Source organism: Rummeliibacillus sp. BSL5 (genome assembly GCF_052928305.1).
Genome location: NZ_JAVGCV010000001.1, coordinates 412,927 through 427,163 on the forward strand (window position 1 = coordinate 412,927; position 14,237 = coordinate 427,163).

The window sequence follows — 14,237 nt, forward strand, 5'->3', positions numbered from 1 at the left end:
GGGAAAATGCATGATGCAAGAAGCATTTATTACAAGAGAACAATTTCATGCAATATATCAGTTAGACCAATCTCTTGTTTTTCTCATGAAAAAGGATATTAACGGTTATCGATACGTTTATACAAACCAAGCAGCAAAGGATTTTTTTTCAGATAAGCTGGAAGGTAAATATTTAACAGAAATAGTTAATCGAGTATCTGTCCCATTAATAGAGAAAAAATATGAGGAGGCCATCGCTAATAATCAACAAGTGACTTATCATGATTTCTATTTGGAAAATGAAAGAATTCAAACAAATAAAACAGTTTGTATACCTATACAATACGATAAAGATACATATCTATTAGCTTCTACTTCAAAAATTGAAGAACTAAAAATAGGAACTTCAGAAGGAACTGCCAGTAATTCTGCAGCCTTTAATAGCTTGAAAATAAGCCCATCAATGATGAAGCACCTCTTTGATACGTTCAACGTTGCAGTAAATATATGTATTACTGACACGCAGGGGGTCATTGAATATGTCAATGCTAGTTTCGAACAAACAACGGAGTATTCTGCTTCGGAGTTGATTGGCAATACCAATGCCATGTTGAATTCGAGAAAACAATCTCGCGCATTTTATAAAGAATTATGGTCCCAAATATCGAGCGGTTTTATATGGCGTGGAGAAATGTGTAATCGAACCAAGTACGGCAGAAACTATTGGCTAGATACAACGATTGTACCTATCACAGATGATCAAGGGGAAATTAAGCATTATTTAGGTATAAGTTTTGATGTATCTAATAAAAAAATGCAACTGACGAAATTAAAAAATACTGAAAAGCTTTTTCAGCTTATTACAGAACATACCAAAGACTTTATCGTCATAACAAGCGATGAGGGCATTATTCAGTATGTTTCACCTAATCATGAGGCAAAACTAGGCTATGGGAAAGATGAGTTAATAGGAAAGTTTTATATGGATCTACTGTCAAAAGATAGTGCTGAAAAAATGCAAAAAGAGCTAAAGCAACATGGGGAATTCGACAGTATAAAATTAGAATTAGAAATTTGTTCAAAGGATCGCCGTACCTTTTGGACTGAAGCACAATTGACAAAAGTAAGAGATTCAAAACGTAAGGGTATATATCAAACTGTTCTAGTAGCTCGTGAAGTAACAGAACGAAAAGAAATGGAAGAACAACTGCGATATTTAGCTTATCATGATGCCCTGACGAAGCTTCCTAATAGAAGATTTTTAATCGAGAAAGTTACCGAATACATCCGGATTGCAGACAGCTCAGGAAGCTCTTTAGCGCTATTATTTATTGATGGCGACAATTTTAAAGAAATTAATGATACGTATGGGCATGAAATAGGTGATGAATTTATAAAAAGCTTTGGAGAAGCACTTTCTTCAAGCGTAAGAAACAGTGACCTTGTGGCAAGGATAGGTGGAGATGAGTTTATTATCGTCTTAACAGATTTATCGATAGATGAGATGAAAAGGAAAGAGCAAATTGGGCAAACAATCAGTCGTATACAAGACATTTTGCATACTGGTTGGATGATAGGACCACATACCTTTTCCCCTACATCATCAATTGGAGTTGCCTGCTATCCAGAGCATGGTTCTACAGTAGCTATGTTGCTAGACCAGGCAGATCAGGCATTATACTATGCTAAAAGAGTAGCAGGAAAAGACTCTTATCATTATATGGAGAGTATACAAGAAACAAGAGATTCAACCTTAGTACGGTAGCTTGCCCACCATCTATAATAAGCACTTTTGTTGTTGATTATAGAACGTACCAATTGAAACAGCGTTTAAACGTACAATTCGTGTCATAATTTATGTGACACCTCAAACTAGTAAGAATGGTGGCAGTGTGTATGAATAAACGAATTTTATTAATTGAAGATGAAAAGAATATTGCAAGATTTATAGAGCTGGAGCTTTCTCATGAAGGTTTTAGCGTATCAACATGCTTTGATGGTCGAGAAGGTTTACAAAAGGCACTAGAAGAAAATATGAAAATCGATGTGATTCTCCTTGATGTCATGCTCCCTGGTTTAAATGGCATTGAAGTATGTAGAAGAATTCGAAGCCATTCCCAGGTGCCTATAATACTTATTACTGCGAGAGACGCAGTAATGGACCGGGTGGCTGGTCTCGATGCAGGAGCAGATGACTATATCGTAAAACCATTTGCCATCGAAGAGTTGCTTGCTCGTATACGTTCTATTTTAAGGAGAACAGCAGCCGCCCCAGAAAGTAGAGACTTGCTAAAATATAAAAATATCACAATAGACCAAGCTGCCTATACAGCATATGTAGATGAAAAAATGATTGAGCTTACCAAAACAGAGTTCGATTTATTACGCCTCCTTATTGAAAACAAAAATCGAGTTTGTACAAGAGACCATATCCTGGAGCGCGTTTGGGGTTATCAAAGTGATGTGGAGACAAATGTTGTAGATGTTTACATACGACATTTAAGAGCGAAACTTCCTGACAGTGCCAGCACTTATATTGAAACAGTGCGGGGCGTAGGTTATGTGATGCGTGAATGAACAGAAAAATTTTATTCTCTTTCCGTAGATCATCGTTGAAAACTAAGTGGGCACTTACCTCGGCGGTTGTGATTTTCATTAGCTTTGCCATCATTTGTTCCGTGTTGTACTGGTCCATGCACACATGGCTTTTATCGCAAGAACATCAATCAGTCAATCGGACAATGGATGATTTACAGGTCTTCTTTGAATCTCAAGGAAGCGGTATGACAATTGATGAAATTCGCTCGAATCGTGGTTTAATGAATTCAATTATCGATAAAAATCAAACAGTACGTATTTTAAATAAAGATGGCATTGAAATTTTGCGGATTAACGATACCATCAATCAGATACCGGAAATCAAGAAACAAGTACCCTCACAAGGCTATATTGTAGAAAAGGAAAAATTAGAAGGAATAGATTGTTTTGTAGCTACAAGTAAATTGCAAATGTCGCCTTTTTTGGGGTATATACAATTGACACACCCTTTAGACTCTTTTCATTCGTTGATGAATTATCTTTTAATGGCGATGTGCATACTCGGTTTAGGGGCATTGATTATTTCCTTTTACATTGGTCATTTCCTTGCGAACTTTCTTTTAAGACCGCTTCATGAGCTAAGGTTAGAAATGCTGAATGTCGCGGAGGAAGGGTTTGGTACGCCTATACTAATGGAATATAGCTATGAAGATGAGATTGGTGATTTGCTTCAAGTCTATCGCAAGATGATGGCAGAATTAGAGCAAACATTTCTATTACAACAGCAATTTGTCCAAGACGCTTCCCATGAACTTAGAACACCTATTCAAGTGGTAGAAGGGCATCTTTCGTTAATCAAAAGATGGGGGAAAGATGATCCAGCAGTTTTACAGGAATCTTTAGAAACCTCTTTAACAGAAATTAAGCGAATGAAAGATTTAGTAGAAGAAATGTTAGAACTAGCTAGAGGTGAGGGTGTTGCCCAAGATTCTCATTGCAATGTGGAAGAGACGATAAGAGAGATAGTTGAAGAACAGCTACATTTATATCCTTCAGTGAAGATTGAAATAGTGAAGAATCACTTTACAAATGTTTATGCAGCGATTTCCCAACGTGCATTGGGCCAAATCGTCCGAAATCTGCTCCAAAATGCCATTCGTTATAGCAACCATGATGCCAAAATTTTTGTGTGCTTGACAATCGAAGGGAAAAATTGCAAAATCGAAGTCGAAGACCATGGTATTGGTATAGCTGAGTCTGATTTACCTTATATCTTTGAGCGATTTTATCGTGTAGATCAAGCAAGATCTCGAGAAGAGGGTGGCACAGGTTTAGGATTGAGTATCGCTCATATGCTCGTCAATAAATATGGCGGCAAAATTTTTGTTTCCAGTAAATTAGGGGAGGGAACTAAATTTCAGATAACATTCCCGTTAGAAAACAACCAAATTTGATGTCTTTTATGTAATTATTACATCATTCAAGAAAAAAAATGCTCAATTCTCTCAAAAACATTGAATTTTTTGTGAAGAGTAGTAAGATTGAAAGGAAAATTGTTCTTTTAAACCAATCTAACTTGCTGTACCGAATTGGCTGGAAGAATGATAAAATATACAGTGGATTTTCTGAAATTAAAACTTTAATTAATGGAACTGCCACTTGGCAAAAAGTTGGAGGTAATTCTCATGTCAAACAACGATTCACTTGCAAGTTCGCCGTGGGCTGCGTTTTCTGGTCCTAACCTTGGCTATGTAATGGATATGTATGATCTTTATCTGACAAATCCTGAAGAAGTAGACCAAGACCTTGTAGCACTTTTCAAACAATATGGTGCACCTTCTGTAAATACTTCAAATTCAACTGCTACTTCAACTGTTGATGCAGGCAATATTGAAAAAGTATTGGCTGCCGTACAGTATGCAGAAGCCATCCGTGAAATCGGTCACTTAGCAGCTGATCTTTACCCATTAAACAACCAACCAAAAGATTTTTCTCGCATTGAAGCAAATGCATATGGATTGACAGATGCAGACCTAATTAATATGCCTGCTTCTATCTTATTAAAAGACGTTCCTGCAAGCGTTCACAATGCGCTAGATGCAATAAATTATTTGAAATCAATCTATACAGAAAAGATTGCCTATGAATTTAGCCAAGTAGTAAATAAAGAAGAAAAGAATTGGATTCAATCAAAAGTTGAAAATGGCGCTTTAAAAAACAATCTTTCAGCTGATGAGAAAAAAGAAATTCTAAATATGTTAAATAAAGTAGAAGGATTCGAACAATTCCTTCATAAAACTTTTGTCGGCGTTAAACGTTTTTCTATTGAAGGAGTAGACTCATTAGTTGTACTAATAGATGAACTCATCCGTCGCTCTGAAAATCGCGGTACGAAAGATGTAGTAATCGGTATGGCACACCGTGGTCGCTTAAATGTGTTAACACATAATGTGCATAAACCTTATCAAATGATGCTTGCAGACTTTGCACATGTACCAAGCGAGTTATTCTTGCCAAAAGACGGCTCATTAGAAGCCACAAGAGGCTGGTCTAACGACGTGAAGTATCATCTTGGTGCAACATATAAAGCACCAAACGGATCTACTATTAAAATGGCTTACAATCCTTCTCACTTAGAAGTAGTGAGTCCTGTGGTTACTGGTCAAGCACGTGCAGCACAAGATGCTACAGAAAAACCAGGCCTTCCTGAACAAGATAAATCTAAATCGCTTGCTATCTTAGTGCACGGTGATGCAGCATTTGCGGGGCAAGGCATTGTGACAGAAACGTTAAACTACTCTCGTACATTAGAATTTAATACTGGCGGTTCTGTGCATATTATTGCAAATAATATGATCGGTTTTACAACTGAACGTCAAGATTCACGTTCTACTGTTTATGCATCAGATCCTGCAAAAGGTTATGAAGTACCAGTTATTCATGTCAATGCTGATGCGCCAGAAGCAGTCGTGCAAGTGGCTCGTTTTGCAGTTGAGTACCGTGCAATGTTCGGCAAGGATATTGTCATTGATTTGATTGGTTATCGCCGTTATGGCCATAACGAAATGGATGAACCAATGATCACCAATCCAACAATGTACAATATTGTTCATAATCATGAGACTGTTCGTGCTTTATACGGCAAACAACTTGTCTCTGAAAATATTGTGACAGAAGAAGATGTTACAAAACTTCAAAAAGATATTAAAGATGAGCTACAAACAGCGCTAGATTATGTCAAAGAAGTGGGCAAAGGCCATGAAACAAGCCTTGAAATGCCAGAAGCTGTGAAAAATGGCGCACCAAAAGACATTGCAACTGCTGTTGAAAAAGAACGTCTTGAAAAAATGAACGAAGAACTTCTGACATTCCCAGAAGACTTCCATGTGTTTAAAAAACTAGGGAAAATCTTAAACCGTCGCCGTGATCCATTCCAAGGAAAAGGTAAAATTGACTGGGGTCATGCTGAAACACTTGCTTTCGGTACAATTCTGCAAGAAGGCACACCAGTACGCATTTCTGGTCAAGATGTACAACGCGGTACGTTCTCTCAACGTCATCTTGTGTTACATGACGAGCAAAACGGCAATGAATATGTGCCATTGCACCATATTTCAGGTTCACAAGCATCATTTGCACCAATCAATAGTCCATTATCTGAAGCAGCAATGGTTGCTTATGAATATGGCTACAATTTAGAAAATGAAAAAGCGCTTGCTATTTGGGAAGCACAATATGGTGACTTTGCGAATATGGCACAAGTCATGTTTGATAACTTTATTTCAAGTACTCGCTCAAAATGGGGTGTTAAATCAGGCGTTGTTATTTCACTACCACATTCAGCTGAAGGCCAAGGGGCAGAGCATACAAGTGCTCGTCTAGAACGTTTCTTGCAATCATCAGCTGAAAATAACTGGACTGTAGTAATGCTTTCAAGTGCAGCAAACTACTTCCACTTATTGCGACGCCAAGCTAAAACATTAGGCACAGATGCTGTTCGTCCACTCATCATGATGAGTCCGAAGTCACTTCTGCGCAATCAGCTTGTTGGAGCAGATGTAGAAGAATTAACAAACGGCGAATACCGCCCAGTAATTGAACACAATACAACAGGCCAAGATGCAGAGAAAGTGAAAAAAATCGTATTTGCATCTGGTAAAATGGCAATTGATCTTGCTGAAAAAATTGGTAGTGGAGAAGGTTATGAGCACTTGCACTTAGTACGTGTAGAACAATTATATCCATTCCCAGAAGAAGAAATCGCAGAAATTCTAGCGAAATTCCCGAAAGTCAAAACGCTTGCTTGGACGCAAGAAGAACCAAAAAATATGGGTTCTTGGTCATTTGCAGATCCATACATGCGCGAATTAGCTGGTAAAGGCCAAAAAGTGGTGTATGTTGGTCGTGACGCGCATTCAAGTCCTGCAGAAGGCGATGCGGATTCTTATAAAGAAGCGCAAGCAAAAGTTATTGATGAAGCATTATCAAGTAAGTAAGAAACGTTAAAAGACAAAGGAGGAAATGAAAGTGGCAGACATTATTGTTCCAGAATTAGCAGAATCAATTACAGAGGGTGAAATCGTACGTTGGGTTAAGCAAGTAGGGGACCACGTAGATAAAGGTGAATTCATCGTTGAGTTAGAAACAGATAAAGTCAATGCAGAAATCATCTCTGAAGAAGCAGGCGTTTTAACTGAAATCCTAGCTCAAGAAGGCGATGTAGTAGAAGTAGGAGCTGTTATTGCTAAAGTAGAAGCAGGCGGAGCAGCTGCAGCACCTACACCAAAAGAAGAACCAAAACAAGAAGAAGCTCCAAAAGCGGAAGAGCCAAAACAAGAAGCTCCACAAGCCGCAGCACCTGTAGTGGAAGAAACAACTTCAAATGACCGTGTAATCGCTAGCCCAGCCGCTCGCAAATTAGCACGTGAAAAAGGTATTAATCTTAGCGAAATTTCACCAGTAGATCCGCAAGGCCGTGTACGTGTTCAAGACGTAGCAGCTCATGGAACTGCACCAGCTGCTGCTCCTAAAGAAGCGGAAGCATCAAAAGCAGCACCAGCTAAAAATGTTGACGATTCTCGGGTAGAAGTTGTGAAAATGACTCGTCGCCAACAAACTGCTGCAAAACGTTTACTAGAAGTTTCTCAAAGCACTGCAATGCTAACAACATTCAACGAAATTGATATGACAAATGTTATGGCGCTTCGCAAACGTAAAAAAGATGCCTTCCAAGAAGCACACGACGGCACACGCCTAGGCTTCATGTCATTCTTCACAAAAGCTGTAACAGCTGCTCTTAAAAAATATCCAGCTGTTAATGCTAAAATCGTCGGCGACGAATTGCACTACAATAAATTCTATGATATCGGCGTAGCTGTAGCGACTCCAGATGGATTAGTTGTTCCAAACGTTCGTGATACAGACCGCAAAAACTTTGCAGAAATTGAAGCAACAATCGCTGAACTAGCAACAAAAGCGCGTAACAAAAAGTTAGCTCTTTCTGACCTAGAAGGTGGCTCATTTACTATCACAAACGGTGGTGTATTCGGTTCATTAATGTCTACACCAATCATCAACGGCGACCAAGCTGCAATCCTTGGTATGCACAACATTGTCAGCCGCCCAATTGCTGTTGGCAATGAAGTACAAATCCGTCCAATGATGTATGTGGCACTTTCTTACGATCACCGCATTATCAACGGTCAAGAATCAGTTGGCTTCTTGAAAACAGTAAAAGACTTGATCGAAAACCCAGAAGATTTATTGTTAGAATCTTAATAAACCCTGTAGTATCAAGTGTTTGAGAGGTTTTAATAATTAAACGAATAAAGAAAGCTCCTGAGGAATCAGGGGCTTTTTTAATGCTTAAAATTCTTTTTGACCACATTTTGACCACCAGAATTTTTTGGAATAGGTTTTTGTAAGTAATTTATGAGTAAGTCTGTTGTTTTTTCAATAGCCTCAGTGGTCACATGCGTGTAAATATTCATCGTAGTTTCGATATGTGCGTGACCTAATAATTTTTGAACTACTTTGATATCTACCCCAGCAGCAAACAACAAAGAAGCACATGAATGTCTTAGACCATGAACGGTTATACGTGGTAAATCATATCGTTTACACAGTTTATTTAAAACCTCATTAACATAAGAATTGCGATAGGGTTCGAATGAAGTTTCTTTTGTGAAAATAAATCGGGTGCTAACATTTTCGCCTGTTATTAACCTTAGCTTTTTATTTTGTCTAATTAGGTCTTTCAAAACATTATATGTTTCTGCATCTAGATGGATATCTCGCAGGGATGAAGGGGTTTTAGGTTTTAGTATCTGATAATTACCGTCAGAGTCATAGAATAATGTTTTGGTAATGCTGATTGTTTGTGTATCATCTTTCAAGTCCTTTTCCTGAAGAGCTAGGAGCTCCCCTTTACGCATACCTGTAAGCAATAATGTGCGAAATAGAGCATATTTTTTTAAAGTCTCATTTTTCTTTACTTGCTCTAAAAAATAGATGGATTGTTCTTTGTTCCAAAAGTTCTCTAACTTTTCTTTTTCCTCGAATGTAGTGACTTTTGGATATACAGTATTATTAAAAGGCGACATCTCGATATAATCATTCTGGACGGCAAAATCAAATACATTTCGCGCCTGAATAACAATAGGTTTATAAGATTTTAACTGAGTCGACATAAAGTCAATGAAGTTCTGACACTCTTTCTTGGTAATATCTTTTAAACGTTTATCACCAAAATGGGGGAGGATCCATTTATTAAAATCTATTGACTTGCGATAGACAGTTGAGGGTTTTAGATGTTTGGAGTACCCTTCCTCGTACTCTAAAAATATTTCTCTGAAGAAAAAATGTGACTTTAGATTTCTTGTTTGTTTTTTCTCTTCGGCCTCTAGTTTTTGGGCAGCTAATTTTGCTTCACTTAGCTTTTTAAATCCTCTTCTCGTGGTTCTTACCTTTTTCCTAGTTATAGGGTCAGTTAAAGAAAGTTTAATTAACCATCGGTCACCCTTAGCGGTGCTATATTTAGAATATGATGCCATTATTAATTCCTCCTTAACTTATTACATAAATCGTAGCATCAAGAATCAGTTTACTTTGTGCTATTTTGTCACAGTAGCTATCAATATTGTGATGTATGTATATGGTTATTAACATAATGATTTAACCTACGAGCTGCAAACGAGGCACTAACTCGAAATTTTTTTTGAATTAGCGTTACGGCTTCATCATATACCTCGGGTAAATCCAGTTCATTAAGCATAAAAGTTGGCACAGCCGCATGAAGAGAGAAGTTGTTAGCTTTAAATTCTTGATACTCGACAAAAGATGTGGGGAGGCGCATCTGATCGCCTGCATGCCATAATATATGGCCTAACTCATGGCAGAAGTCTTGCCATTGAAAATTATGTGGTGAGTGACAATTTAAAAAGATATATGGATGCCCATTTAAAAAGAGAGCTTGGCTGGGTTCATTCCAGTTAAAGAGACCAATATTTAATTTACGGGAAATATCTTCCATCTTTAGTTGGATGGGATTATTTATGCCTAAATGCATATAAAAATTCTTAATAAAGTCTTCTAGGTAATTCAATATCTTCATCTCCGTCACAAACGTATGTTCTGTATAAGTATAAATGAAAACCCTACTTATGGGAAGTAGGGTTGAGAACAACTTATTTAAGATAACAAAACGATTGAGGAGGATGTAATGATTGGTCAAATTCAGCTAAAGATATTGGTTCATTATATGGAATTAATTTATCAATTTTTATAGCATAACCTTTATCTTTATCACGGAAATATTCTTTATAATAACTATAAGACAAACCAGAGTTAAATTTTGTTTTTTCCCATAGTTCATCAATTTCTTGGTTTAATATTTCATCAAAAGTTATCTCTCCAACAACTTTACCAATAGGTTGTGTGCAATATATAACTATTGATTCAATATCTTTTTGTTTGAAAATCATTCTACGATACTCGTATTTTTTTTCTCCCGAAAAGATTTTTTTAACGAATTCAGGCTTAATCGACAACAACACTTTCATTTATTTCACCTAATTCTAGAATTTTATTGAACTGATGTTCGCTCAATTTAATTATACCCCAGTACTGATCGCTGTCAATCATGCATTCTTCGATAAGTTTTTTTCTTATAACTCTTTTTGGTAAGGCGTGGCAATAAAGCATTTTAATAACAATCATAGGTTTACTACTATTATATTCTCTTCTAATCTCGTCTTCTGTAAAAATGCTATATGATTTACAGTATTGTATTGCTTCTTCCACATTTGCAAAGTCGTTTCGTGTCTTTACGTCCACTACTGTACAAATAGATGTGGCTACCGCACTGAAGTAAGCAGATTTATTTCCATCTTTTGTACGGTATATTACTATCTGATCGTTTGGTCGAATACTTGCAGCGCCTTTCATTCTACAAATGTAAACTTTTTCTATACTATTACTATATGAAACATCTTCGATTACATCATAAGTTTTTTCGGTATTAAGTATTGAGTCAGGGAATAATCTAGAATGAAACTCTGGATAAATTGCGAGTAAATGAGTAGCTCTATTAGTTGAAATTAAAGGATAAGTTAAACGAGCATTTTCTTCCAAATCAAAATTATCAATAGACAAATCCTTAATTAAAACTTTTTCTGTACCATTTGCTGTAGTTTTATTACCATATACATAAAAACCATACTTTTCTAATAGAGATATTAAGGCAGCATGTTTTTCAAAAACAGTGACATATAATTCGTTAGAATTGTTTTGGATTGCATAATCAATAGCCTTTTTTATAAATCTATCACCTGCTCTAGTACCATGTGGGTTTATTTTTAAAGTACCAATTTTAATACGTCTCTTTTTTTGAAGGGGAGGCATGATATCTGGTAAAGCTTCATCTTCACATTTTAAATATAGAAACGCTTGTATACCTTGGTGATCTTTATAGAAAAAAGCTTCGTTATCTTTTTTCTTTTCAAACCAATCTTCAAATTCTTTATAATCTTCTTTAAGAGAATTAAAGAAAGGGTCTTCCAAATTGATATTTTTAAATAAATCCTTTTTAAAATAATCTGAGCGACTCATAGTTAAATACTCCTTTTGTTGGAAAGAAATTTTTTAAATTCTTTAAAACCTGATAATCGGATGATTGGAATATCAAGTTTTTTCGCTATAGAATAAGCTTGGCTAATTTCTTTAGACTGCATTTCTTCTAGGTTCTCAATTGAGAACCTAGCTAGAGAACTACGTTTATTTAATCTAGTAAGAATTTCACCACATTGGTCACTTAATAAAATTATCAGTGAAGGGTTTAGTAATCTAAAGGTTTTATTGGGAATGTTATCAATCGTTCCATTTTTGTTTTGAAGGGTGAAATGTCCATCTAATATAAAATTTTCTTCAGTAACATATTCATTAATAGCCGAGACAAGAATATCTTGGTTGCTTTGTACTTCTTCAATCCTTTTATCTAAAAACATTAACTTTTGATTTTTTCTTCGAATTAAATCACTCGCACTAAAGTTTTTGATTTGCAAAATTTCACTTAATTCATTTGAAAAAGTAGTCTTTCCAACCCCATGAATACCTGCAATAAAAATAATATTTTTCATGCAATCACCTCTCTACTAAACTTTAAATTCCTAGCAGTTGTTTTTTCTTCGTGTCAAACTCTTCTTGTGAAAGGATACCGTCATCCAACAGCTCTTTAAATTTTTTTATTTCGTCTGCAGCTGATGTAGCAACCTCATTATTAACGATGCTAGGTGTCGGAGTTGTATTGCCATTGCAGATTAAATGAAATACCGATAAGCATTCTTGCGCATCTTTAAAGGCTGTTTTATATATAAAGCCATCTTTTTTGGTTTTTGTATTTAAAAAAGTAATATAAGCTACAGGGTTATTAATATCATTAAGTGTAATCTTGATTTTTAAATTGGTGCATACAGCTTTATTTTTTCTCTTACCAGTGACACCACCAACAATAGCGCCAGTTTTTCCGAACAAAACACCCCCAGCTAAAGCTCGTCCAATACCACCTTCAGTAATTGATTCACCATCTTCTAGTAATTCAAAATCAACAATATCACTGTATTTGTAAACATGGGATTTATCACGTTTTCCCAGGATAGAAGAAAGAATCAGCCATTTTCTGTTATCGTCGTCAAACTCTATATAATTTCCTATTCTTTTTGTTGGGGTAAAAGCAATCAATTCATCGTCGTTTGCTTTTTTCTTGGACATAGCTTCCCGAATATCTTCAATTGTCATTTTTTGAATTGGCTTATTGTTAAGTCCAAGTTTCTTTAAACCAGCCTCTTTAAAACATTCTGGGCATATCCATTCTTTGTTAGCAATCCTATATCTATTCAAACCGGTTTCTTTATTACACACAGCGCATATTGCTTTTGAATCAAAAAAGCCCACGTCAGCACCCCTTTTTCCTCATTAAAATGAAAAATATTTACATTGGTATTTATTTTTTTAGGACACAATTCTGTGTCCTTTTAAAATAGCCGTAGCTTGTACTACAACTGTACTACAACTCACCATTATCCTTCAAAATCTCCCACATCTTACGCAGCTTACGCAAATCTTCTTCCTTCGACTTCGGAAGTTCCTTGTACCATTTTTGCAGTGATGGATCATTAGCAAATGCTTGGAATTCTTCTTCGTCTTTTTCCTCTACGTAAAGGGTAGGGGAATCAGTCTCTCCTAAAATATAAGCAACACTAACATCATATTTCTTAGCTAACTTTTGAACACTGCTAATAGAAATTTCATTACGACCTTGTTCGTAATATCCATATGCGCTCTCTGAGATGTTTAAGAATTTAGCAACATCAGCTTGGTTTAATTTTGCTTGTTTTCGTAATTCTTTTAACCGTTGAGGAACAGTAGCCATTAATAAACTCCTTTCATTAGCAGTACTAATATAATTATACAACTATCAGTTGGGTATGTAGACAAATAAAAACGGAAACAACAAAAAATCTGGTTATTTTTGTTGACAAACAACTTTTTGTTGGGTAAAATTAAAACAACAAAAAGTTGGGAGGTGTTAAATTGAATTACTCAGAAAGAAGAAATACATTAGTTGATTATCGTAAGAAAAATGGATGGCTGCAAAAAGATGTGGTAGAAAAGTTATCCAAAGAATTTAATATCACTATTACAGAAAGTTACTATGGCATGATTGAACAAGGAGTAAGAACACCATCTTTAAAGGTTGCTTTAGCCATCTCTTCCTTGTTTAATGTTGAACCAACCAAATTTTTTTTGATTAATAAAACAACATTTTGTTGTGTTTGAGGGTGATTATCTTAATTGAAAGGAAATTATTGCATGAACACACCTACACTATTACAAGGGCTAGATGAACAATACCTTATACAAAAATTCGAAATTTTAATTCAACAAGCTTTCGAACGTGGCATTGAAGAAGGGCAGAAACGTTTCACATATCCGCCAGTTCTAAGACGTGAACATTTAAAAGAAATATTGTCCGTAGCTTATCCAACAGTTGACAAGCTAACGCGTGATCCGTCATTTCCAAGGTTGACTGCGATTTCTGCTAGATATCCTAGAGATGCTGTATTCAAGTGGATTGAAGAAAATACAGTCATGATTGAAAAATATACTTAATGTAATTTTACCAAGTAAAAATAAAAACGACGTGCAGTTTCAGCACATCATAT

Annotated in this window: 14 protein-coding genes; 7 read left to right on the forward strand and 7 right to left on the reverse strand. The window is 35.9% G+C overall.

Features of this window, described 5'->3' with window-relative positions; translation table 11 throughout:
• Positions 1 to 10: 10 nt before the first annotated feature.
• From RCJ93_RS02090 to odhB, 5 genes are all read left to right on the forward strand, one after another.
• Positions 11 to 1,744, forward strand: a complete 1,734-nt coding sequence (locus tag RCJ93_RS02090; protein ID WP_190323428.1) for a sensor domain-containing diguanylate cyclase — start codon at positions 11 to 13, stop codon at positions 1,742 to 1,744.
• 131 nt (positions 1,745 to 1,875) lie between these two features.
• Positions 1,876 to 2,556 (forward strand): response regulator transcription factor, encoded by a 681-nt coding sequence (locus RCJ93_RS02095; RefSeq protein ID WP_066787908.1) that lies wholly within the window; start codon positions 1,876 to 1,878, stop codon positions 2,554 to 2,556.
• Complete coding sequence (locus tag RCJ93_RS02100) at positions 2,553 to 3,971, forward strand: HAMP domain-containing sensor histidine kinase (RefSeq protein WP_446738242.1); 1,419 nt, start codon at positions 2,553 to 2,555, stop codon at positions 3,969 to 3,971. Before RCJ93_RS02095 ends, RCJ93_RS02100 begins: the two co-directional genes overlap by 4 nt.
• Positions 3,972 to 4,202: 231 nt before the next feature.
• Complete coding sequence (locus RCJ93_RS02105) at positions 4,203 to 7,013, forward strand: 2-oxoglutarate dehydrogenase E1 component (protein ID WP_150284586.1); 2,811 nt, start codon at positions 4,203 to 4,205, stop codon at positions 7,011 to 7,013.
• A gap of 31 nt (positions 7,014 to 7,044) precedes the next feature.
• Positions 7,045 to 8,295 (forward strand): 2-oxoglutarate dehydrogenase complex dihydrolipoyllysine-residue succinyltransferase, encoded by a 1,251-nt coding sequence (gene odhB / locus RCJ93_RS02110; protein WP_150284585.1) that lies wholly within the window; start codon positions 7,045 to 7,047, stop codon positions 8,293 to 8,295.
• An 80-nt stretch (positions 8,296 to 8,375) separates the two neighbouring features.
• Here the strand turns inward: odhB and RCJ93_RS02115 are convergent, their stop codons facing one another.
• The 7 genes from RCJ93_RS02115 to RCJ93_RS02145 all read right to left on the reverse strand — a co-directional run bounded on the left by RCJ93_RS02115 (position 8,376) and on the right by RCJ93_RS02145 (position 13,444).
• Positions 8,376 to 9,569 carry a tyrosine-type recombinase/integrase gene (locus RCJ93_RS02115; RefSeq protein ID WP_446738243.1) on the reverse strand — a complete coding sequence of 398 codons (1,194 nt, stop codon included), beginning with the start codon at positions 9,567 to 9,569 and terminating at the stop codon, positions 8,376 to 8,378.
• Between the two features lie 80 nt (positions 9,570 to 9,649).
• Positions 9,650 to 10,129: an ImmA/IrrE family metallo-endopeptidase gene (locus RCJ93_RS02120; RefSeq protein ID WP_446738942.1), complete on the reverse strand. Its 480-nt coding sequence runs from the start codon at positions 10,127 to 10,129 to the stop codon at positions 9,650 to 9,652.
• 73 nt (positions 10,130 to 10,202) lie between these two features.
• Positions 10,203 to 10,577 (reverse strand): ASCH domain-containing protein, encoded by a 375-nt coding sequence (locus tag RCJ93_RS02125; RefSeq protein WP_392993381.1) that lies wholly within the window; start codon positions 10,575 to 10,577, stop codon positions 10,203 to 10,205.
• Positions 10,555 to 11,625: an N-acetyltransferase gene (locus RCJ93_RS02130; protein WP_446738244.1), complete on the reverse strand. Its 1,071-nt coding sequence runs from the start codon at positions 11,623 to 11,625 to the stop codon at positions 10,555 to 10,557. The genes RCJ93_RS02125 and RCJ93_RS02130 overlap by 23 nt, the downstream gene beginning before the upstream one ends.
• A 2-nt stretch (positions 11,626 to 11,627) precedes the next feature.
• Positions 11,628 to 12,152: an ATP-binding protein gene (locus tag RCJ93_RS02135; protein WP_446738245.1), complete on the reverse strand. Its 525-nt coding sequence runs from the start codon at positions 12,150 to 12,152 to the stop codon at positions 11,628 to 11,630.
• A 22-nt stretch (positions 12,153 to 12,174) separates the two neighbouring features.
• Entirely contained in the window at positions 12,175 to 12,966 is a 792-nt protein-coding gene (locus RCJ93_RS02140; RefSeq protein WP_446738246.1) for an SHOCT domain-containing protein, read from the reverse strand.
• 112 nt (positions 12,967 to 13,078) lie between these two features.
• The gene (locus RCJ93_RS02145; RefSeq protein WP_446738247.1) at positions 13,079 to 13,444 is read right to left on the reverse strand and encodes a helix-turn-helix domain-containing protein; all 366 of its coding nucleotides are present in this window, start codon (positions 13,442 to 13,444) and stop codon (positions 13,079 to 13,081) included.
• Between the two features lie 161 nt (positions 13,445 to 13,605).
• On the opposite strand from RCJ93_RS02145, the gene RCJ93_RS02150 reads away from it, so the two are divergent.
• Together RCJ93_RS02150 and RCJ93_RS02155 are read left to right on the forward strand one after the other, a co-directional pair.
• Entirely contained in the window at positions 13,606 to 13,851 is a 246-nt protein-coding gene (locus RCJ93_RS02150; RefSeq protein WP_446738248.1) for a helix-turn-helix transcriptional regulator, read from the forward strand.
• Between the two features lie 33 nt (positions 13,852 to 13,884).
• The gene (locus RCJ93_RS02155; protein WP_446738249.1) at positions 13,885 to 14,184 is read left to right on the forward strand and encodes a hypothetical protein; all 300 of its coding nucleotides are present in this window, start codon (positions 13,885 to 13,887) and stop codon (positions 14,182 to 14,184) included.
• Positions 14,185 to 14,237 lie beyond the last annotated feature (53 nt).